At 37.2% G+C, this 21732-nt stretch carries 19 protein-coding genes; 14 read left to right on the top strand and 5 right to left on the bottom strand.

The genetic code is table 11. From position 1 onward, the window contains the following. Window positions 1-16: 16 nt before the first annotated feature. The 10 genes from AC07WY_RS08890 (at window position 17) to AC07WY_RS08845 (ending at window position 15660) form a co-directional block, all read left to right on the top strand. A complete protein-coding gene (locus AC07WY_RS08890; RefSeq protein WP_494736193.1) occupies window positions 17-6475 on the top strand; it encodes a TipJ family phage tail tip protein in 6459 nt (2152 codons plus the stop codon). Beyond that, window positions 6475-6795, top strand: a complete 321-nt coding sequence (locus AC07WY_RS08885) for a hypothetical protein (RefSeq protein ID WP_303578005.1) — start codon at window positions 6475-6477, stop codon at window positions 6793-6795. Before AC07WY_RS08890 ends, AC07WY_RS08885 begins: the two co-directional genes overlap by 1 nt. Further along, the gene (locus tag AC07WY_RS08880; RefSeq protein WP_303578004.1) at window positions 6795-7532 is read left to right on the top strand and encodes a hypothetical protein; all 738 of its coding nucleotides are present in this window, start codon (window positions 6795-6797) and stop codon (window positions 7530-7532) included. Before AC07WY_RS08885 ends, AC07WY_RS08880 begins: the two co-directional genes overlap by 1 nt. A 63-nt stretch (window positions 7533-7595) precedes the next feature. Next, on the top strand, window positions 7596-7967 hold the full coding sequence (locus tag AC07WY_RS08875) for a hypothetical protein (protein WP_303578003.1): 372 nt from the start codon (window positions 7596-7598) through the stop codon (window positions 7965-7967). Further along, entirely contained in the window at window positions 7964-8491 is a 528-nt protein-coding gene (locus tag AC07WY_RS08870) for a glycoside hydrolase family 108 protein (protein ID WP_494736192.1), read from the top strand. The genes AC07WY_RS08875 and AC07WY_RS08870 overlap by 4 nt, the downstream gene beginning before the upstream one ends. A 148-nt stretch (window positions 8492-8639) precedes the next feature. Then, window positions 8640-9617 (top strand): hypothetical protein, encoded by a 978-nt coding sequence (locus AC07WY_RS08865; RefSeq protein ID WP_494736191.1) that lies wholly within the window; start codon window positions 8640-8642, stop codon window positions 9615-9617. A gap of 13 nt (window positions 9618-9630) precedes the next feature. After that, a complete protein-coding gene (locus AC07WY_RS08860; protein WP_494736190.1) occupies window positions 9631-10095 on the top strand; it encodes a PDDEXK family nuclease in 465 nt (154 codons plus the stop codon). Between the two features lie 132 nt (window positions 10096-10227). Beyond that, window positions 10228-14799 carry a tape measure protein gene (locus AC07WY_RS08855; protein ID WP_494736189.1) on the top strand — a complete coding sequence of 1524 codons (4572 nt, stop codon included), beginning with the start codon at window positions 10228-10230 and terminating at the stop codon, window positions 14797-14799. A gap of 78 nt (window positions 14800-14877) precedes the next feature. Beyond that, window positions 14878-15312 (top strand): hypothetical protein, encoded by a 435-nt coding sequence (locus AC07WY_RS08850; RefSeq protein WP_327857623.1) that lies wholly within the window; start codon window positions 14878-14880, stop codon window positions 15310-15312. Next, window positions 15313-15660, top strand: a complete 348-nt coding sequence (locus AC07WY_RS08845) for a hypothetical protein (RefSeq protein ID WP_327857622.1) — start codon at window positions 15313-15315, stop codon at window positions 15658-15660. Between the two features lie 38 nt (window positions 15661-15698). On the opposite strand, the gene AC07WY_RS08840 is transcribed toward AC07WY_RS08845, so the two are convergent. Then, window positions 15699-16496: a BRO-N domain-containing protein gene (locus AC07WY_RS08840; protein WP_494736188.1), complete on the bottom strand. Its 798-nt coding sequence runs from the start codon at window positions 16494-16496 to the stop codon at window positions 15699-15701. Window positions 16497-16642: 146 nt separating this feature from the next. Here AC07WY_RS08840 and AC07WY_RS08835 point away from each other — a divergent pair, with 146 nt between their 5' ends. Together AC07WY_RS08835 and AC07WY_RS08830 are read left to right on the top strand one after the other, a co-directional pair. Next, entirely contained in the window at window positions 16643-17146 is a 504-nt protein-coding gene (locus AC07WY_RS08835; RefSeq protein WP_494736187.1) for an Arc family DNA-binding protein, read from the top strand. Window positions 17147-17391: 245 nt separating this feature from the next. Next, window positions 17392-18216: a hypothetical protein gene (locus tag AC07WY_RS08830; protein ID WP_494736186.1), complete on the top strand. Its 825-nt coding sequence runs from the start codon at window positions 17392-17394 to the stop codon at window positions 18214-18216. A 53-nt stretch (window positions 18217-18269) separates the two neighbouring features. Here the strand turns inward: AC07WY_RS08830 and AC07WY_RS08825 are convergent, their stop codons facing one another. From AC07WY_RS08825 to AC07WY_RS08815, 3 genes are all read right to left on the bottom strand, one after another. Next, entirely contained in the window at window positions 18270-18554 is a 285-nt protein-coding gene (locus AC07WY_RS08825) for a hypothetical protein (protein WP_494736185.1), read from the bottom strand. 85 nt (window positions 18555-18639) lie between these two features. Beyond that, window positions 18640-19407, bottom strand: a complete 768-nt coding sequence (locus tag AC07WY_RS08820) for a BRO-N domain-containing protein (protein ID WP_494736184.1) — start codon at window positions 19405-19407, stop codon at window positions 18640-18642. Continuing rightward, window positions 19404-19562, bottom strand: coding sequence for a toxin-antitoxin system HicB family antitoxin (locus AC07WY_RS08815; protein ID WP_494736183.1), 159 nt, complete (start codon window positions 19560-19562; stop codon window positions 19404-19406). Before AC07WY_RS08815 ends, AC07WY_RS08820 begins: the two co-directional genes overlap by 4 nt. A 108-nt stretch (window positions 19563-19670) precedes the next feature. On the opposite strand from AC07WY_RS08815, the gene AC07WY_RS08810 reads away from it, so the two are divergent. Then, the gene (locus AC07WY_RS08810) at window positions 19671-19952 is read left to right on the top strand and encodes an Arc family DNA-binding protein (protein WP_494736182.1); all 282 of its coding nucleotides are present in this window, start codon (window positions 19671-19673) and stop codon (window positions 19950-19952) included. Between the two features lie 150 nt (window positions 19953-20102). Here AC07WY_RS08810 and AC07WY_RS08805 read toward each other — a convergent pair whose 3' ends face one another. Then, a complete protein-coding gene (locus AC07WY_RS08805) occupies window positions 20103-20837 on the bottom strand; it encodes a hypothetical protein (RefSeq protein WP_494736181.1) in 735 nt (244 codons plus the stop codon). Between the two features lie 108 nt (window positions 20838-20945). Between AC07WY_RS08805 and AC07WY_RS08800 the strand changes: the two genes are divergently transcribed. Continuing rightward, complete coding sequence (locus tag AC07WY_RS08800; RefSeq protein ID WP_494736180.1) at window positions 20946-21533, top strand: Ntn hydrolase family protein; 588 nt, start codon at window positions 20946-20948, stop codon at window positions 21531-21533. The last annotated feature ends 199 nt before the right edge of the window (window positions 21534-21732 follow it).

Here is a 21732-nt window from a genome sequence, read left to right as displayed (position 1 = left end):
TTGTGTGGGAAAAAGTATGCTTAAAACAGTAAAAGGCGCAAAAGGCGGTAGCAAAAACCAAAGACAACCCAAAGTTGCAAATGATACAACCGCTTCAAAAACCTATGCACGTTTACAATATGGCATGAGTGAGGGCGAAGTTGAGGGCTTAGCAAATGGCTTTAAGTCAATCTTCCTTGATGACACACCAGTTGAAAACGATAGTGGTGCAAGAAACTTTCAAGATGTCACTCTAGATTTTCGCTCAGGTACCAATGATCAGGCATACATGGAAGGTTTTGAAAGCATTGCTTCTGAAACTGCTGTTGGTGTTGAACTTAAAAGTGATACACCTTGGGTTAAAGGGATTACCAATCTTAATCTCGATGCCGTGATTGTAAGAGTGCGTTTTGGGGCTTTAAAACAGCAAGACCCAAGTAATGGCGATGTTTCAGGTATTGTTATTGATTACTTGATTGAAGTGCAGACTGATGGGGGATCATGGGAGTTAATGCTTGATACTCAAATGTCAGGAAAAACTTCAGCAAATTATGAACGTACCCATCGTATCGGCTTACCAAAAGCCAATAATAATTGGTTGATTCGCGTCACACGTAATACACCGAATTCAAGCTCTGAATATGTCAGCGATAAGATGTATATTCAAGCCATTACTGAAGTTGTCGATCTTAAACTTGCCTACCCAAATACTGCATTGATTGGCGTGCAATATGATGCTGAAACATTCTCGAATATTGCCAAAATTGCTGTTGATCTAAAGGGTGTAAAGATCAAAGTACCAAGCAACTATGATCCAGTAAGTAGAACATACATCGGGATATGGGATGGTCTATTTAAGCGTGCTTATAGTAATAATCCAGCTTGGATTTACTATGATCTATGCACCAATAAGCGATACGCACTTGGCAACCGTTTAACCGAGCAAATGATTGATAAATGGTCGTTGTATCGTTTAGCACAATATTGTGATCAGCTGGTACCGAATGGCAAAGGCGGTCAAGAGCCACGGTTCACTTGTAATGTGTATATTCAAAGTGCCGAATCTGCTTTCGATATTTTAAGCAAACTTGCAGGTTTATTTCGTGCAATCAGTTATTGGGATGGTGCATCGATCGTATGTGAGGCTGATGTACCTCAAGATGCTATTTTTACATACACATCTGCCAATATTATTGATGGTGTTCTTGGTATCAATTACACCGGTACGCGTGCACGTGATCGGCATAATGCAGTCAAAGTGGCTTGGGATAATCCGCAAAATCGCTATAAGACTGAATATGTTTTTGTGCGTGATGAAAAATCAATTGCAGAGGCTAAAGCAGTACGCTTATTAGAACTAGAAGCATGGGGCTGTACATCAGAAGGACAAGCACAACGTACGGGCCAATGGGCTTTAAAAACAGAACAACTTGAAACTCGAACTGTCACATTTAAAGTTGGGTTAGATGGATATATTCCATTACCAGGTAAAGTGATTGAACTTGCTGATGAGTTGTTAGCTGGTCGTGCAAATGGTGGGCGTATTTCTTCAGTCAGTGCTGATTTAAAACAAATCACCTTAGATCGTGATGATGTGGTGTGTCGAGCTGGTGACCGTCTAGTTGTGAATGGCGAGAATGGAAAGGCACAAGCACGAGTTGTATCAAGTATTGCTGGTCGAGTTGTTACTGTTGTATCAGCATTTGATAGTGTTGCCCCACAAAATGTATGGGTGATTGATGCGCAAGATTTAGCGACGATGAAATTTCGTGTAGTTTCGATCTCACAAGATGAGCCACACCAATTTACCATTACTGCATTACAACATGCTGATTCTAAATTTAATGCCATTGATCATGGTGCATTTATTGATGATCGCCCGATCTCAATCATTAATCCTACAACTCAAGATCCTGTTGAATCAGTCAGCATTTCCAGTGAGCAAATGGTTCAGCAAGGAATGTCTGTTGAAACCATGGTGATCAGTTGGCCACAAGCCAAAGGTGCAACTAAGTATCAAGTTGAATGGCGTAAAGATAATGGTACTTGGTTAAAGCTACCATTAACTGGAAACAATTCAGCAGAGATAGCTGGTATCTACGCAGGTAAATATGAAGCGCGGGTTGTTGCGATTAGTGCTTTTGATATTTCATCTTTACCAACTTATTCAATTTTGACTGAATTAAAAGGAAAGCAGGGCAAACCACCTAAAGTGGCGTTTATCCAAGCAACTGGTATTTTATTTGGTATGAAACTGGATTGGAGTTATCCAGCAAATGCTTTGGATACGGCTTATGTAGAGATTCAAGTCTCACCAGATGGTAAATCTAACATTGCTACATTAGGTTCTTTTGCTTATCCAACCACAACCACAGTAATCCAAGGACTACAGCCAAATCTAACTCAATTCTATCAAGCACGTTTGATCGATAGAATCGGGAATGTTGGTGACTGGTCCGACTGGACAAATAGTACAACAACAACTGATGCGAAAGATGTACTTGAATTACTCGAAGGCCAGATTACAGATAGTCAGCTAAATCAAGATTTGATTAGTCGCATTGAAGTGGGTTCAGAGGCAAAAGACTTAGTTGTAGAAGTAAATAAAATTGCAACTGCTACTTCTTTACAAGTCGATAAGTTAACGAACGACCTTACAGCAGAAACAGCGCAGCGTAGAGATGATACCAAAGCATTGAATGATGCTTTAACTCAGGAAACAGTACAGCGTAGAGAGGGTATCAAAGCACTGAATGATGGTTTAACTCAGGAAATTACGCGAAGTAAAGATGCTGATAAGTCACAGATTGAAACGCTGGACAACTACAAAGCTTCAATAGATGGATCACTATCTAATGTCCAAACTAGTATCAGTACGATTGCAACGGCAACTGAAGCCAACACTTCCAAGCTGACTGCATTAGATTCAGCGATTGATGGTAAAGCTGATGCGTCGGTAGTACAAAATCTAAAAAATGATGTAGTGACTATAGGAGATCAAGTTAATACTCAAAGTAGTATGATCACTGGATTACAAAATACTGTAGTGAATAAGGCTGATGCATCAATAGTACAAAATCTAAAAAATGATGTAGTGACTATAGGAGATCAGGTTAATTCACAAAGTAATATCCTTACTGGTTTACAAAATACTTTAGCAGGTAAGGCCGATGCTTCTGCTTTAACAGCGCTTGACTCTAAAGTAGCAACCATTGATGGCAAAGTTACATCACAAGGGCAAGCGATTACCGCTCTTGAAAATTCGATTGCTGGCAAGGCTGATGCTTCTGCTGTCAATCAGTTGAAGACTACAGTTGAGCAACAGGGCAATACTATTTCATCACAAGGTCAAGCAATCACAAAGGTTGAGGCTAAAGTTGACAATATATCTGTTGGTTCAAGGAACTTGCTTCGTGATGCTGAGACATGGGCAGGAGCTGGAAATGCTGGTGAAAATATTACAACCAGTATCAGTGAAGATAAGAAAGAGTTGACGGTAATTGCTGGTGAAAACAACAACAACTGGTTTACTAACTTTTGGGATATTTATCAATTTGCCGATGTCCAGACTAATTGTAATCAAGGTGATGATGTTATCTACTCTTTTGAGTTGATGATTACATCAGGTTCATCCCCACAATCACCATCAATGTATTGGAAAGGTTCTATGTCATATTTGCCCACTGTATTGGCAAAGGGACAAGAGTTGAGATATGACAAATGGTACAGATTCTATCACACACGAAAGTTTGTTGAAGCAGAAGGTCTTGCATTCCACATGGGCTTTAGTGGACTTGTTGGTACATATAAACTTCGTAGACCTATCATTGAAAAAGGCAATATCCCAACGGATTGGAGTATTTCTGACAATGATTTTGCTACCGCAAGAGCTGTTCAAACATTGGATGCTAAAGTTACGACAATCGGTGATAAGACAAATGCTAACGCAGAGGCTATCACTGATTTAAGAACTTCTGTAAACAACAAAGCTGATTCATCTGCATTGAACTCTTTGAAGTCAACTGTTGAACAGCAGGGTAACACGCTTACTTCACAAGGTCAGGCAATCACATCTGTGACAGCTCAAGCTGGGCAGACAACCAACCAAGTTGGGTATACAAAAAACTATACCCTGACAACCATTAGGAATGGGTTCGATCCAAATGGTCACTATGGTTTGATGAATGCAAAGAATGAGAAATTGGCTAACCTAAGTCGTGGACTAAATATCTATGTATTTAATGGATATGGCGATCATGTGAATACTCGTTCTTTTGACACCTATGGTGTTGAGAATGAGGGCAGGCCTGCACAGATTGTTGCTGACATGAAAGACTTCTTAGATTCTCTGGCTTATGGAACTTTTATTGCAATCGTGGGTGCAGATCACATTGGTAGCTTCTCAGTAAATGGGTTGTACGAATCTGTAAGAGGTGTGTTGAAAACACAATGGGGGCTTTCTGATGATTACTTAACTAATTGGTATGGAAACAATCTGCCAATTGTTATGACTATGAAAGGTGCGCCACAGTATTCCTCTGTAAATGCTATGTTCACATCGAATACTAACAATGATGTTTGGTCTAAGGTATTTACTTTCATCAATGGTGTTCCATCTGAGTATGGCGGCTCTTATGATCAACGTCTGATTAATGCCAATGCAACTGCTGTCACTAAGTTAGATGCGACAGTCACAAGACATGATAATGAGATTAAAGCAAATGCTTCTGCTGTCACTGGATTACAAAGTGCCATTGATGGTAAGGCTGATGCTAATGCTCTGAATCAGTTGAAGACTAGTGTTGAACAACAAGGGAATTCAATTACCTCACAAGGTACTGCTCTTACTCAAGTTGAAGCTAAGGCTGAACTGGCACTTAATGGTAGAAAGTTTCCTCTTAACCTTTCAGCTTTAGACTCTAACACATACTATCCTGTACTTATCCCTGTAGCATCTAAAGGTATCAGTGAGATAGCTTTTGAGATGCCACTTGGAGCTTTTAGCGCACCTTGGTCAAGTCATGGCGGTGGTACTTTTGCACTTTCATTACATTGGAAAGCAAGAGCATCCGGTTGGGGTGCACAAGATATCGAAAGACAAGTCGTAAATTTCGGTTATCTTTGGACACAGAGCAATCAGTCGCCAGTAATGTTTTTAGGGCAATTAACTCACTCAAGTCAAGAATTTGTATTCCTACGTGGCGGTACTTGGTATGAGTTGACTTGTAACCAATTTACCGGAGAACCAAAACTTGTTACTACAGGAAGGTGGGAGGGTGATGAGTACATTGAACCTAGAGGTTATGATGCGAGTCTAGTGCCAGTTTCTATCAACAATAAGTTGAATGCGACAGCTACGGCAACTACTAATCTGGATGCTGCAGTGACTCAAATTAACGGAAGGGTTGAAGCGAATTCACAAGCAATCACACAGGTTGGTACAACTGTTGCTGCTATACCTACTGGTTCTGGTAATTTGTTGCAAAACCCCGACTTTTCTTTAGGAAATGTCAGTGGGTGGTCAACAACAAGTTATGTTTACGGGTTTAGCTCATACTTAGTTGTGAATGGCTCTAGGAATTTCCCTGCATATGAGGCTTGGTTTAAGCCAAGTATAAACCTTGCAATGTATGTTGCTGGAGATCAAACGGGCGTTGGTGGATACACTGAGGTCACACAAAGTGTTCCTGTTAAAGGGAACAGTTTTTATCAAATCAGTGGTTATGTACAGAATCATAGAAGTAAGACAGTTTTGTTTGCATACTTTTATGATAAGAATGGTACATACATCACAGACACCTACACACACCAAGCAAATACTTCTATTGTAGCAAACAATGGTGGTTCAACAGCACAGACATTAAGTGACTTTGCTAGGCTGTACCAGAACGTTCAAGCACCTTCAAATGCTATGACAATGGCAGTAGTTTTCAGACAACAGGAATGTGGTTCTGAGGCTCACCAATTCATAACAAGAGCGCAAGCTTGTGAAGTTCAGAATAATAATGGAAATGCACCTCCTGTTCCTTGGCAAGATAACACAACAGCTAACACTGCTTTGGTCCAACAATCGTTGCAGTCTATTAACGGTATCAAGGCCCAGTACACTGTGAAAACAGATGTGAATGGTTACGTTGCTGGTATTGGATTGATTAACGAGGGTTCAGGAAAGAGTCTTTTTATTATTCGCGCTGACCAGTTTGCAATTGCAGCACCAGCATCGGTAGGAAATGAAGCCAAGTATGCTTTTAATTACCAAGCAGGACCAGTGACTTTACCAAATGGGACAGTCGTTCCTGCTGGACTTTATCTTGATAACGCTAACATTGGTTATATTTCAGCAACTAAGATTCATGCTGAAAGTTTGAGTGCTGTTAGTGCTAATTTAGGAACTTTTACAAGTTCAAATAGTAACGGCACAACAACAATTACGGGCTCATATATTGAGGTTAAAGATAATCAAAACCGCGTAAGGGTCAAAATAGGAGTTTGGTAATGCCAACAGGTATTTTGTTGCAAGATGAACAAGGGAGAGTGTCATTCGATGGCACTCAAAGAATACCAAAAGTCTTAGTGGAAGTTACTATTAATGCCGGTGATGTGACAAAAACTGTTTCCTTACCAAGGGCCTTGAAAGGTCAGTTGTATTACTACTATATACCTTTGGAATCCAATGATACTGAACCATATTACGATCCAATGAGCTATAACTATACGGTTACCGTGAATGGGACTCAGTTGAAAGTTGACTATATACCTTATGCGGCATGGTCTACTGCACCTAAGTCATTCAAGGTATTAGTTGGAGAATATTAATGGCATCGTATTTGGAGCTTAATAATGATATTACCCAAGTGATTGATGATTCATTTTTTAATTTAGCATTTATACGTAAAGAGCGGCATTATTTCATTAAGACATCAGGACCAGGTATTTATGGGTGGATGGGTTATGACATAGATGTTTCAGGTATTGATAACCCTGTTGTAGCATTTAGTTCAGTATGCGGCTGTTGTTATTATAATATGACTGCTACTACCATTCGTGTTATGGCTACAGGAGCAAACCAACAGAACATTCCTAACGCACGTGATAAACTTAATAATGAAGCTAACTACGTAGATATCTATATATTTGGTAGACCATTAGATAACACTCCAAACATTGGTTTTAAAGCTTGGGATGCAAATGGCAAATTGGTATTTGATGCAAATCATAGATATATGCAACCGCAGCAGATGTATCAGGAAACGGGTAACTATACTCCTATTACTCAAGGTGGTAAGTACGTAAATAGTAAGACTATCTCTTTGCCTCCAGGACGAAAGTATGCAGCATACCCGTTAAACAGAATTTACTATGTCAGCGCTGAATGGTTAAGTAATGGTTGGGAGAGCTGGTATCAAGGAGATGTTTATTCATCAGTTGCCGCTATAGAAGCCGGTACTGTATGGCTCACCTCAGGTAAAATTGATCAAGTTGAAGATATCTCTGGCGTATCAATTGGAGTATGTAGACATCACTATATGTTCCTAGACGTAACAAATTACTAAACATCAAAAATCTAAGGCACCCAATCGGGTGCTTTTTTATTGCCAAAAATTAGGGGAAATATATTGAACGATCCAATTTCAATCAAAGGCCTACCATGGCTTTTTAAAATTGTTGCAGCTGTTATTGGGGCTATTTTTGCACTTACTTTAAGTGGAGATATAGACACTCAAGGCCGCATCAAAATCACCATGGGCGTCATTATGAAGTTCACTTTTAGCGTGGCCATCAGTTTGTATGGTGGCTCAGCTTTTATTGAATACTATGACTTAGCCCATTACACACATATGGCACAAGGTTTTGTGATGTTGATTTTTGCCATTTTTGGAATGCTTTGTATTGGTATTGCTTATCAATCCGTACAGCTTCTAAAAGGCAAATCATTTAATGAAATCATCACAGAGATTAAAGAAGCATTTGGAGCAATATTTAAATGAATTTTGAGAAAGCATTTGCTCGATTAATTGGCCATGAAGGTGGCTACTCAACTGATCGTAATGATCCTGGTAACTGGACAGGTGGAAAAGTTGGGAAGGGAGTTCTGAAAGGAACTAAATATGGTATTGCTGCCAACACCTACCCGAATTTAGACATAAAAAACTTAACCCTAGAACAAGCCAAAGCAATTTATAAAAAGGATTGGTGGGACAAACTGGGAGCTGAACAACTCCATCCTGCGATTGTTTATCAATTATGGGATTTCGCCGTGAATGCTGGAAAGAGTCGAGCCGTTAAAGAATTACAACAAGTCGCTGGTGTCATTGATGACGGTATTTTAGGTGCAAAAACGATTGCTGCAGTTAAAGCTTTATCTGTGACTGATGTTTTGATTTTATTAACTGCTGAGCGTTTGCGATTCTATACATCGTTAACCACTTGGGGAACTTATGGCAAAGGCTGGACAAACCGAGTTGCAGATAACTTAAAGTACGCAGTGCCAGATATGAAGAATAGTAATTAACGACATGAAATCAATCGTCAAACTTAGTTTTACTGAATTTATTAATAGGTACTAGAAAGCATCCAAACAGGGTGCTTTTTTATTACCGATTTTACCCCAAGGCAGTCCGATGACTGTCTTTTTTTATGTCTAAAGAAAAGGAAACACAATGAAAAAGAGCTTAGCTTTTTTAACTGGTATTTGTTTAGCCTTGAGTTCAGGTTTTACAAGTGCCGTAACGCTTAATGGTTGGGCATTAACAAATCCAGTTGCGTTAGATGCATCTGGTTTAGTTAATGGCTCTAAAAATGTTGCTGATCTAGCTAAGAAATCTCATGCTCTGATTGCGCCTGTTGCAAAAGATGTGAGTAAGGTATTAGTTCGAGGTGCTGGTGGTTTAGCACTTTCAGTAGCAGTAGAGGAGTTGTTGGGTGCTGTAGATTGGGTGATGGATCCAGCGAATAGTCAAATAAAGTATAAAAACAAACCTGATGCTTTGAATTCTGAAAGAAAATATACAACATCGAAAGATGCTACATATTTTTATTCAGGTGAAGCAGCATGTAGAAATTCATTAGGAAACCTTTATGTTTCTTATGAAGAGCCTAAAGGATTTGCTTTTAATGGGAGTGTAGGTTGGTGTAATCCGGGTTTACCTTCAAGGCTTAATCTTGCTGCTTATCCTAATTATCCAACAATTCCAAATCCTGAAAAAACTCTCCCACTCGATACAGTTTCCCAAAAGATTATTAGCAACGCCCAATCTGGCAATACTGATGCACAAGCAGTTACAGTTGCAGCAGCTCAAGATATCTTAAATGAAGCTGAGAATGATGCAGAGAAAGCTAAACCGATTGTTCAGCAGTTAGAAGCAAATGCTATAGTAGCGGGCATTGCTCCTCATCCTAATAATATTTCACATGATCGTGAGGATGAGATTCGTAATATGAAGCCAAATGATCCATGTGATGAAATTTCACAAGCGATCAAGGATTTGGAAGAAACAGTTACTTGGCGTAAAAGTGACTTAAATCCTAATGAAAAAGGTACTAAAAAATACGTGGGACATCAAAAGCGAATTAAAATTCTTAATGACAAAAAAGATGACTTAAAACGAGCTTATACAGTTTGGTGTGAAGGTAATTAAAGGGGATTACACAATGGAATTAATAGATACTTCAATCAGTTATCTTTCAGGATTTTTAAATGGTCTTGCAGAAATCGATGGTGATATTAAAGAGAAAAATCTGAATATCTTTGATGTTGATAATGATCCATCATTAACATTAGAAGACAACTTTTTTAAACACTATGATAATTATGTTGGATTAGATTTCACATACGAAAAAATTAAGTACTCTAATATTGAAACATTAATTCAAGACTATTTATTAACTAAGCCATTAGGCATGACAATTGATGCAGCAGATCGTAAAAAGTATCTCGCTTTTCGAATCATGGACTATCTTGACTGGTGCTTTAGTGATGATGTTGTGGTAAGAGAATTGGATGTTTATTTTGCTAAACTGACACTTCCAAGTGGTGTATTTGTAAGGTTTTTCATCATTCCTTTTAACAATAAAGCGCTCTATTTCCTTATTGAGGAAAAAGTAACTCTAGAATAATTTTATTTTCTAATTGACCGTCGAAAGGCGGTTTTTTTATACCCAAAACAAAACCCCGACAGTTTGCGCTGTTGGGGTTTTGTTTATCAGCAATGCGCCGTTAGGCGCTTTTTTTACGCCTAAGGAAAAGTCATGGCTGAACAACGTAGCACACTCATTATTGAAATTAGCTCAGAACAAGCAGCACGTAATGCACGTGCTTTAGATCGAGAGCTACAAAGTATCGAACGCACTGGTAATTACGCAACTACTTCAATGAACTCTATGTCAGTGGCAGCAAGGCAGTTGGCAGGGTATTTGGCTGGGGTTGTGACTGTTGGTACTGCGATCGCTAAGATGGATACTTATACTGGTTTAAATAACAAACTTAAATTAGTCACTAAGAGCCAATCTGAACTCAATACTGCAATGAACGATACCTTCAAAATCGCTCAAAACACTGCACAAGCTTGGGATTCGGTTGCACAGATCTATCAACGTTTTTCCGACAATGCAAAGCGTTTAAATATTACTCAAGCCAAAACTGCAGAACTAACTGATACCGTTGCTAAAGCAATCGCAATTAGTGGTGGTTCAGCTGCTTCGGCAGAGGCTGCATTAGTTCAATTTTCACAAGCTTTGGCTTCCAATGTTCTAAGAGGTGAAGAGCTTAACTCTGTTATGGAGCAAGCGCCTGGACTTGCAAAGGCAATTGCTCAAGGTATGGGAATCACAGTAGGTCAATTACGTTCAGTTGCTGCAGAAGGAAAGATTACAGGTGATGTACTTGTTGATGCTTTAACAAAAGCACGTGGTTCAGTAAATGAGCTATTTGGCAAAACGGATTTCACTATTGCTCAGTCATTCACGCAACTATCCAATGAAGTCACTAAGTTTGTGGGCGAGGCTGGTAAAGGGAGTGGGGCTGCAAATGCAATTTCAGGATCTCTAACTTTACTCGCAGAAAACCTTAACAACGTAACCAACATTGCTATGATCGGTGGTGCTTATTGGGTTGGCACTTATATTCCAGCACTTTATAAAAGTGTAGTTGCAGGATATGGAAAAGCTACCCAATTAGTTGAACAAACAGCTATCCAATGGGCAGCGATTGAAGCTGAAAAAGTAGCCGCAGCACAAGAATTGGCTGGTGCAGAAGCTAAATTAGTTAATCTTCAAGCTACACGCGCTCAACTTATCGAAGAGTTGAAACTAGAATTAGCTCGTAAGAAAAAACAAATTTCAGATCAAGGTGCAATAAATTCTGATATTAGAATGGGGCTTTTACGTCAACAACAAGCCGCTATTAATACTGAATTAACTGCCACTGAAAATGCTTTAGCAGCAGCTAGAACAAGATCAGCTGTAGCAAATAATGCAACAATGGGGGCTGGGCGTGGTTTGCTCGGATTACTTGGTGGAGCTGGGGGATTAGTAGGTATTGTGGCGGCCGTTGGCGCATCAATGCTTTTAATGAGAGACAATACAGACTCAGCCACAAACTCTCTTAATATTCAAAAGCAATCGGTTAGAGAGATTGCAGCTGAATATAGTAAATTATCAGCAGCTAAACTTATCTCAGAAATGGATGAAATTGATAAAAGAATCAAAAAATCACAATCTGATGCTTCAAAAGCTAGAGATAGCTTATTGGGAATGGTAACAGGTAATTCTGAGTCAATAAGTAATGAAGAAATTAAACGTCAAAACCTAATGCTTGATCAACTTAAAAAGATCAAGGAAGAAGGTTTAAGTACAGCTGCTGCACTTCAGAATCTGAGTAAATCAAAATTATTTACAGATGGGGAGATTAAAAGTGCGCAGCGTTATTTTGCTCAATTAGATGAGGGTATAAGTTCAGCACGTGAATTTGGTTATCAGAAAGAATTAGCCAACAGCTATATGGCTAAAGCTTCAGGTGTTTATGAGGAAAATGCAGACAAAATTTCAAAGCTCACAAACGAGTCTGAGCGTTTAAATGAGTCATATTCAAACTCTAAAGAGTCAATTGTTAAGTCAGCAGAATCCTTTCTTCAAATCAGTGAAAATTCTGGTGCATCAGCTAAACAATTAATTATTGCTAAAAATGCTCTAGATAGTTATAGCAAAGGAACAATTTCAGCAACGCAATTATCCCGGATATTTTTGGAAAATCTTCCAATTCCTCAAAAAACAATTGATTCATTTATTGCTCAATCAAAGCAAGCGGATAGCTACAAGAATTCAGTAGCTGGTGTGAACGTTGAGCTTAAGAAGCAAATTGATTTTAGAAATACTTATTTAAGTCAGCATCAAGGTGTTTTAGCTGCTGAAAAAGAGGTAACAGAAGAGAAACGGAAGCAATTGGCCAATGAACAGAGACTAAGTGAACTCCGAAAATCTGCCAACAAATCAATGCTTGACGATAATTATTGGATTAATACTTATAATCGAGAATTGAAAAATATTGGTGGTGATAAACAGAAAGCTTCAACTTTTGCTGATTTTGCACTTAATTGGCGAAAAGAGAACAAAATCGAAAGAGATGTTCAGTTAACCACCGAGCAAGCTAAAATTTTAAATGATCTATGGGTCTTAGATCAGAAGCGTAAAACACTATCGGATGAAGCAAGTAAATCTGAAAAAGATCAAACTAAGGAGCTTGAGAAGCAGCTTAAAGTCTTACAGGTCAACGAAAAAGTAAAAGCTAATGCGGCTAAGTATAACTTTAGTGGATTGGAAGGTAAGTATGGGCTACCTAGTGGAATGTTGTCTGCAATTCATATGATTGAATCACGTGGAAATGCAAATGCATATAACAAAGGTTCTGGTGCAGCAGGTGGCTTCCAATTTCTTAAAAGTACAGGTGAACAGTATGGAGTCAAAGACCGCTATAACTTAGCTCAATCCGCAGAGGGAGCTGCAAAATACATTTCATATCTATTAAAACTTTTCAATGGAAACGTAGAGAAGGCTGTTCGTGCTTACCATGCAGGCGAGGGTAATGTCCAAAAAGGTAAAAACCTTGGAAAATATAATAATCAATACATCAAAGATTATTATGGTTATATGGGAGGCATTAGTGGCTTTACAGGTGAATCAAAGGACTATGAATCTCTCTTAAATGATCAAGTAAAACTACTTGAAAAATCGCAAGAAGAAGCTGAAAAAATCCGTAAAGAATTTATGTCAAAAGGTCTTCAAGAGGAGCAAGAATATAAGGAACAACTTAAGAAGATTCGTGAAAATTCGACGTTATCTGGTGATGAAAAGAAAACCTATGAAGCTCAGTTAACTACTAGATTTGAAGCACAAAAGAAACTTAATGATCTGCAGCAGGATTATGAGCTCAATGGCTACAAATATACTGAATCACAGAAGCTTCAATATACCCACGATACTAATATTTTAAGAATCGATGCCGATAGTAAGTATAGTGATTTTCAAAAAGCGTTAGCGAAAAAAGCGATTGATGATCAATTAGCATATGAACTTGAAAAATCTAAACTTGCCAAAGATCAACGATTACTTCAATCAACTGAATTTTATATGTCTGAGTTGCAACTAGTTAAAGCAAAATATGATATTGAAAGACGCTTATTAGTAGAGAATAATGATCATCCAGAAGAAAAAGCCTTTAAAACACAGATGCTTGAACTCCAAAATCAAGTAGATATGAATCGACGTTTAAAAGATGCATCAATAGGTTGGGACTCTGTTCAGTCTCAAATGAATGGATCTACTGGACGTTTTCAAGTTAGCCAAGATAGATTTAGTCGAATGGGTGTATCACAGAACTTATTTGATACACAAATTGCTGATGTTGAAAGACAAGAGCAAGAACCTGGAGCGGATTTACAAAAATTGGCAGAGGTTCGTGAACAAATTTGGGCTGCACATAATAAACGCATGATTGATATTGAAAATCAGTATCAAACTGATTCTTTGAATTTGCAATTAACTCAAGCTCAGCAATTGACCGGTTCATTTGCAAATATGTTTAAAGGTATTCTTGGTGAAAGCTCAGGTGCATATAAAACAATGTTTGCAATGCAGCAGGGCTTTGCGCTTACTCAAGCTGGTATGAATTTATGGTCATCTGTTTCTGATGCTTATGCTAAAGAACCAGGTACTGTATGGCAAAAAGTTGCCGCAGGTGCTAAGGCAGCTTTGGATCAGGGCACTTTCTTAGCAATGATCCAAGCTATTACACCTCAAGGTTTTGCAACTGGCGGACACATCACAGGCAAAGGCACTGGAACAAGTGATGATATTCCAATTATGGCCTCCAATGGCGAGTTTATGATGCGTCAGTATGCTGCCTCTAAAATTGGTCTAGTTGCTTTAAATTACATGAATCAGACGGGTGAGATACCATTTCAGCGTGAATATCTTGGCATGAAATCTCACTACTTAGGTTCTACTCAACCAGATTTAAATGTTCAAAAATTTAAAGATGGCGGTTTAGTTGGATTTTCTCGGATAAATAATGCTGATGTAGAAAGAAGTCAGTTTGATTCGATTCGGCAGAGAAATGCTGGCACTAATGTTCCAACCATAAATATTTACAACAGTGTTTCAAATAAAGTTGAAGCAACTGCTTCTTGGGATGGAAAAGAGCTAACAGTAATAATCGAAGAAATTAAGAAGCAAAACAGGGCTGAAACGCAAGCTATGATTAATAAATCATGGAAAATGGCGACATCGCAAGGTGGTGTTATTGATAACCTTAAAAGAGGTCGATGAGGTTGGGGAGTTAGCCACTATGGTGGCTTTTTCTCTTTTTAATTGATATTTTATCAGGACTTTAAGGAGTCATTTGGTATGAATAATAAATTTATAGGATTGCTGTTTTCATGTTTATTTTTAACTGCATGTTCTACTTTACCAGTAGATGATGTCAAACGAAAAGAGCTACCAGATGATCGAAAGCTTGCTTTTAAATCCTTAACTGATGTAAATAATGCAAAGATTATTGTCACACGTGATTCTGGTTTTGTGGCGAGTGCTTGTTATTACGGATTCTGGGTGGATGGCATTTTAGCAGGTCGTTTTGCACCAAAAGAGTCAGCTGCATTTTATGTGCCATCAGGAGAAAGAGTTTTTAAATTTGGTAGAGATCCAAATGGTAAAGGTGCTTGTTCACTAGATAAAAAAATTGGTAATCAAATTGAAACTATTGTGGATGAGAAAGTAGTTAAATCATATAGATTAACTCTTGATGGCAGTGGATTTCCTTCAATACAACGGGATAACTAAGTGTTAAAAATATTTATTTTAATAGGTTTGTTTCTGCCTACAATCTCTTTTGCATCTCCTAAGCAACCACTTAATGGCAATCAACATGAAAACAATTGTCGAATGTACATGGATCTTGCTAATTCAATAATGATGCAAAAGCAGAATGGAGTTCCACTTGTAAAAGCATTGGAGGGGAATGATTATGCATACAAGAAAAATAAAGATGAGAATATGAATAAGATTGTTGGTCTAATAATTAGAGATGCTTATGCTCAACCGAGTTATTCCACTCAATCTATAAAAAATGAACAACTAAATGAGTTTTCTGCAAAATATTATTTAGGTTGCATGGAAATGTATGAATAAACAAAAAAACCCGCCTAAGCGGGTTTTCATTTCTCAAGCTAAAAACCATTAACTGAATGTAAAGGCTGACCACCTAATTTTGTGTAATGGGTCATGCCATTCTTTAGGGCGATTTGGTTTAACAAATTAGCATGACAAAAAGCTTCATGCGTGATTGCTATAACTTGCCCTGAAAGTTCACTTCTTAATAGTGTTAGTGCCGGGTAAATATCATTTTTGATAATCTTGGCTAGTTTTGGAACATACCACATTAAGAACTGTACATTTTGATCTTGCCAAGGTTTTAATGATTCTTGTTGGTTTGTTTGATTGCTGAATAAAACTATCAAGTGATGAACATACTCAACCGCCACAGGAATTGCATCGTATGGGATATCTTCAATGTGTTCTACATTAAATCGTTGGTGAACGAGTTTGTAAGCATCGCTATAGTTTAAATGCTTGGTCTTAGCCACAAGCAGATTTACAGCATTGGTTAAAGGTTCACGTTCAGATTTGTGGGTTTTAGCTACTGGTTGACCGACTTCTTTATCAAGAATGTCGAGTACCCATTTGCGAAAGGATTTTGCAATACTGGTACGAGCAAACATAGCTACAAGGTGGCAACCACGCAAACTAAATATCCGCACGCCCAAATTGGGTGTGTGAGGGTTTTCAATTACTTGAGTCATGTTTGCTGTAAATTCATCCGAGTTTCGGTTGTACACCTTAGATACGGCATCTGTTTGTTTATAACCAAGTGCTTTGGATAACTCACTCGCCGTAAGCCAGATTTGTTGTTCGTGCTGAACGGGGTTAAATTTCACTTCGTTGAAACTTAATGTTAGACTTGTCATGTCACTTTTCCTTGAAAGAAAGTTGATAGAAGCCTCGATAGCCGTCCAAAGTCATCGAGGCTTTTTACTGTCACTAAAATAGTGACATTGACAATAATTTAATATGATACTAATCTAGTGTCAACTATTAAATTTTGAGATTATAAATGAACGATAAGAATCGCACCCAGAATCAAGATGATTGGAAACGTACTCAAATTCGTATACCGCAAAATCAATACGATGAAATTGTGGCTTATGCTGAAAATAAAGAAATTTCTATCAATACAGCTATGACTGAACTTATGGATAATGGGTTAAAAGTCGCTGATAGCCGTGTGGATCCTTCTGATATAGATTTACGGATTATTAAATTAGATAACGGCATTAAACGTTTAGTTTATGGAAAATTTATTAAAGCGTTTGATCTTGATTACACTCAGGACCTGACCTCATTAAAAGCTGATATAGAGTTATCTTTGGAGAGACTTTACGACTCGTCATTGCTAAAAAGATTATCATTTTTTAATAAAAACGTTATTGTTTATCAGGGTGATAATCATATTGATATTGTTGATAATGGGGTTGGTAGTCTCAACTGGCTGATTGTCGAAGACCATATAACAGATGAATATATGGAGAATTTCCATAAAAATAAGGATGCAGATTAAATGTATTTAACAGAGTTTATCATTTTCAGAATTCTAATTTATCCACTTATTTCTACATATAATATTGAGTATGTTTTTTTAAATATTTCAGATCATTCAAATTTTTTTCTGACAGCTTTGTTGTTGAGTATATTTCAATTATTTTTAGTTATTCGTAAGTATTCATTAAATTAACCACCTTCGGGTGGTTTTTTAATGCTACAAACGATATAAATTAAAGACTATGAAAAATACTAAGGTCAACAATGAATGGTATCTCTACATTCCTTCAATTAAATTCAGCGTTAATCACTGGTCTGCTAGGCATGCTTGGAGCTTTGGGTGGTGTAATTATCACGAACTATTACAACTCAAAAAATAGTGATAAAAAAATCAATTTTGATTTATTGGATAAGGATCGTGAAAGAAAATTTAACCTTAGGAAAGAAATCTATTTAGAAGCAGTTGATTCAATTGTTGACTTCGAGGCAATGTTAGGTGGGATAGCAACTGCATCATCACTGGATAAGTTTAATGAATTTCATCGTATACAAACAAAAAAGTTGAAAAAATTAGAATTAATAAGCGATATGGATATATCTATAAAAGTGGCAGATTTAAGTGCTCATTTCCGTTATCTCATAAATTATATTTTAACTGAAAAGGAAGCACTTCTTGAAAAGGAAAGGGAATTAAATGAGCTTGTTGAAAGAATTAAGGTTATAGGTCAAAAGGTCGAATGGTTTGAAGAGGGAGGCGCTAAATCCTATAACGCCAAAGCAGCAGCAGAAGCTAAATTAGAATATTTAAATAACAATAGATTGGGACAAATGCTTAGCGCCGAGATGACAGAAAAGGTAAAGCAATTATTTCATGAGCAACAAAAATTAGCGATGTACTTGCTGGACTACTTTGACAATATTTCTGGACTGATTGGGACTATATACAAAGGTTTTAGAGCAGATTTTGGTCTAGATTTGTTTGACTCAAATCGCCATGATCTAAGCGATCAAATAAATTTAAAACATAAAATTAATAAAAACTTTCAAGAGGCAATGGGGGATGCTAAAAATAAAATCTCTTCATTGTAATGCGGCATTTATAGATCAGAAGAAAAAAACCACTTTAGAGTGGTTTTTTCAATTCAATGAAAATAAACATTTGAATCCGTTATTATCTTCCGTTCAATCTGCATTATTTGATCAGACCAATCCTCGCATACATACATACCAGTCTCAGCTAGTTGTTTAACCTGAGAAGCTGCATGTGGAGATTTTTGATCCAGTAATGTTTTGATCACAGAAAATAGGTTCGCCATTTCATCGAATTTACTTGCTGTTGCTTGAAGATCAGCTTGCATATTGTCTTTCCTGAACTGTTTATTTGGTGGGTCTTGTGGTTCTGGTTCCGGTGGTGCTATAGTGTGCATAGTTGTTAGTCCTTTGGGACACAGATAAACCTTGTTTAGATTGGTACTCGGACAAGGTTTTTTTGTGTCTGAAATATTGTTCATGTTATGCCTGAAAAATAGAATTAAGTTTTATCCCGTAAACAGCTTCCCAAGCTTCCCTTGGATAAATCTTTACAGTTCCAAAATTTGGATCAGCAATATCTTTAATTTTCTCGCCCTTAGCTTCGCACCATTTTTTCAATTTGTGCCATCCATATTTTCCACCTGTCTTAATTTCTACAGCTTTAATTGATGCGTAATTTTTAGATTCGCCCAACTGTTCTTTTAATGCTTCTGCTTGTCGACTCTTAGCGGATGCGGTAGCCATAGCTGTTGCAGTTTTCTTATCACTGATATGGGCTTTTGTTTCGATGGCATGATCACGTTCAGTTAGCGCTTGCTGTAATTCTTGAGTCTTTCGAATAATCACATTATTAGCAACTTGCAAAGCCTTAGCCATTATTAACTCAGGGTCGTCATTCTCTTGACCAGCAATATAGCCACCATTTTTACGAATGCTTGGTAGAACTACAGAAGTGATCCATTTTTTAAAAGACTTAGCTTCGGGTTTTCGACTACCTAAAACCAATGAATACAAGCCCGATTCGTTAACAATATTTGTAGGGGTTTCAAAGATTCCACCTGTTGGTGTGCGACCCTCGATTGAAACTAGGGCCACCTCATCAGCATCTAATCTGCGCAAAACATCAGTTGTATTGCCAATTTCCAAAGCTTTACAAACATCTGATGCCACAAACCAAATATCACCACCATCTCTTACAATGGTACGCACTTCATTTTGATTGAAGTTAAAAATAGATAGATTGCTCATGCTCCTACTCCTTTGGTTGGGTTTAAAAATGCTTCAACAGCTTTGTTGATTAGATAGTTCATTGAGCGTTCCTCTTGTTGCCCTTTGGTTTTAAGTTTCTTATGAAGCTCAGCATTTAAGCGAACTTTCACATAAACAATTTCAGTGGATTTCATGGTTTCTCCTTGTCCCCATTTTGGGGTATTTGACTAATGTACCCATTTTGGGGTTATTGGTCAATACCCATTATGGGGTTATTATCAAAATTATTTTGGGTGGCTTTTATGAGTGATGACGATAACAAGGTGGTAACGCTAAAAGTTCGAGTTTCACCTGAATTTCGAGAGTTGATTACTGATACAGCAAAAGCTAACAATCGTTCAATGAATGCTGAAATTGTAGATCGATTAGAAAAAAGCTTTAACCAATCTTCTAATACAGCAAATGAGTTAGATATTTTTATTAACGTTTTAGAAAGATTGGTGCCAGGGATGGAGGTTAATTCCACATCCAACTTTCTAGTTGAATTAATTAATGCAAGAAAAAAACAGAATCCTGATAAATGATAATTCATAAAAAAGCCTCATCGAGTTGTGTTGATGAGGCTAGTAAACCAAAGCTTTATTGGGGTCAGGAATAGTCAAAGGGGTAATGGTATTAATAAAATATCGCTATCACCCTAATATAAGTAATTGAAATATATTTTTTTTATAGGGTTATGGCTTTTGTTTTATTTTACTATTTCCGCCATTTTTTGCTTCAGGATGGCGACATATTTTATCAATAGCCTCCCTTAAAATATTTGATTCTATTTCAGGATGATTATCAGACAACCATTGTTTTACATAATCTTGCTTAGGTGGTGGTTGGTCACCATTTGGATTGTAATCTTCCCAAAACTCCTTAATAACTGCTATGGCTGCATTAATAGCAGGTGTACTGTAATTAATTTGGGGTAATAGCAAAGTGTCATTGTTATTTATAGTTTTTTCTATATTATTTACAGTAGTAACATGCTTGTCTTTTTGGGGTGATAGCGACCTTATAAACCCATTTTTATTTAACCATTTATATAATTCATCTCTATGTATTTTAGTTGTTGTGTAAATAACATCTTTCGCGTCATCAATACTTATTTTTGCTTGTTCAATAACATCATCCCATGTGCTATTTATGTCACTACATTGAACATTAATATATGGGGATTTGATTTCATGAGTGCATATAGCTTCTGTAATAGATCTAATCAACATCAAAACATGTTGCCAATGAAGGGGTTTATTATTTCTTAAATCCTCGAACAAGTGATAGTCTGAATGGTTACTGTATTCAAGTGGGTCAAAGCCAGCAGTAAGAAGACTTGCTTCAGCGATTGTGAAAATCTTGACTGTCCGCCAGTGAGAAAGATCTGGAGTGCCTTTTTTATCATGCATATCATGTAAGGTATTCATCTTATTTCAAAATAAATAATAATTTATTGTGATAATAGCTCATTGTGAGGCAATTGTGAGGTATTATTTTTTTATAAATAGAAATTTTGAGAGACTTTAAAAGTGACAATGCTCGTACTAATAAATTATAAAGATGGAGTAATCCTTGCAGCAGATAAACGAGCAGTTTGGAAGAATGGAAGTGAAGTCAGTCATGTTGTATCGGACGAGGTAGATAAAATTTACACTTGGAATGGTGGTTATATAGCAGGAAGTGGCTATGCCCCCTTACTAGAAAATGTTAAAGATTTTGCAGCAAAAAATACAATCAATAGTGCTGATGAAATTGCAGATTACTTAAGATTAGTTATTCAAAATAGTTCAATCCATCAGCAGTGGATTAATACTTCTAATTTTGCATTGATATATGGCACTTCTAGTGGATTTAGGGCAGTCACTTTATCTGCTAAAAATTATGAGATGAGAGCTTTAGAAGAAGACGGAGTATCAATAATGATAGGCAAGATTGATACCAGTCTATTTGAAGAACAGCTTAAGAGTGAAATTAAAAATCCAAACCCAAACATTCATAATGTAATTGATATCTTAAAGAAACTTTTTAAACATGTATCTTCATTAGATATTACTGTTTCTTGTGATTTTGATTTTTCAATTATCAATTCGAATGGAATGGCTATGGGTAAGATCGACTGTTAAAACCTCCCTCGGGAGGTTTTTTAATGCCATCATATTTAATAATATAATAAATAATGTTGATTGAGAAAGGCTCGGAAATTCCCAATCAACTATATTACTAGCGAGCGCTACAGGTCATTTCTTCATTTTGGCAATTACATGTACCTAAAGGTGGTAATGGCCCGTTAGGCATACCTTTACAGTTATTATGATCTGCAAA

It is taken from the genome of Acinetobacter sp. GW821-FHT01C12 (assembly GCF_059422625.1).
This window is presented reverse-complemented; position numbering and strand designations above follow the sequence as displayed.

Excerpts from the sequence above, each read along its gene's own strand:
- AC07WY_RS08810 (WP_494736182.1), top strand. The coding sequence starts at position 19,671 with ATGAGTGATGACGATAACAAGGTGGTAACGCTAAAAGTTCGAGTTTCA.
- AC07WY_RS08820 (WP_494736184.1), bottom strand. The coding sequence starts at position 19,407 with ATGAGCAATCTATCTATTTTTAACTTCAATCAAAATGAAGTGCGTACC.
- AC07WY_RS08865 (WP_494736191.1), top strand. The coding sequence starts at position 8,640 with ATGAAAAAGAGCTTAGCTTTTTTAACTGGTATTTGTTTAGCCTTGAGT.
- AC07WY_RS08805 (WP_494736181.1), bottom strand. The coding sequence starts at position 20,837 with ATGAATACCTTACATGATATGCATGATAAAAAAGGCACTCCAGATCTT.
- AC07WY_RS08880 (WP_303578004.1), top strand. The coding sequence starts at position 6,795 with ATGGCATCGTATTTGGAGCTTAATAATGATATTACCCAAGTGATTGAT.
- AC07WY_RS08835 (WP_494736187.1), top strand. The coding sequence starts at position 16,643 with ATGAACGATAAGAATCGCACCCAGAATCAAGATGATTGGAAACGTACT.
- AC07WY_RS08825 (WP_494736185.1), bottom strand. The coding sequence starts at position 18,554 with ATGCACACTATAGCACCACCGGAACCAGAACCACAAGACCCACCAAAT.
- AC07WY_RS08890 (WP_494736193.1), top strand. The coding sequence starts at position 17 with ATGCTTAAAACAGTAAAAGGCGCAAAAGGCGGTAGCAAAAACCAAAGA.
- AC07WY_RS08885 (WP_303578005.1), top strand. The coding sequence starts at position 6,475 with ATGCCAACAGGTATTTTGTTGCAAGATGAACAAGGGAGAGTGTCATTC.
- AC07WY_RS08815 (WP_494736183.1), bottom strand. The coding sequence starts at position 19,562 with ATGAAATCCACTGAAATTGTTTATGTGAAAGTTCGCTTAAATGCTGAG.
- AC07WY_RS08800 (WP_494736180.1), top strand. The coding sequence starts at position 20,946 with ATGCTCGTACTAATAAATTATAAAGATGGAGTAATCCTTGCAGCAGAT.
- AC07WY_RS08870 (WP_494736192.1), top strand. The coding sequence starts at position 7,964 with ATGAATTTTGAGAAAGCATTTGCTCGATTAATTGGCCATGAAGGTGGC.
- AC07WY_RS08860 (WP_494736190.1), top strand. The coding sequence starts at position 9,631 with ATGGAATTAATAGATACTTCAATCAGTTATCTTTCAGGATTTTTAAAT.
- AC07WY_RS08830 (WP_494736186.1), top strand. The coding sequence starts at position 17,392 with ATGAATGGTATCTCTACATTCCTTCAATTAAATTCAGCGTTAATCACT.
- AC07WY_RS08850 (WP_327857623.1), top strand. The coding sequence starts at position 14,878 with ATGAATAATAAATTTATAGGATTGCTGTTTTCATGTTTATTTTTAACT.
- AC07WY_RS08840 (WP_494736188.1), bottom strand. The coding sequence starts at position 16,496 with ATGACAAGTCTAACATTAAGTTTCAACGAAGTGAAATTTAACCCCGTT.
- AC07WY_RS08855 (WP_494736189.1), top strand. The coding sequence starts at position 10,228 with ATGGCTGAACAACGTAGCACACTCATTATTGAAATTAGCTCAGAACAA.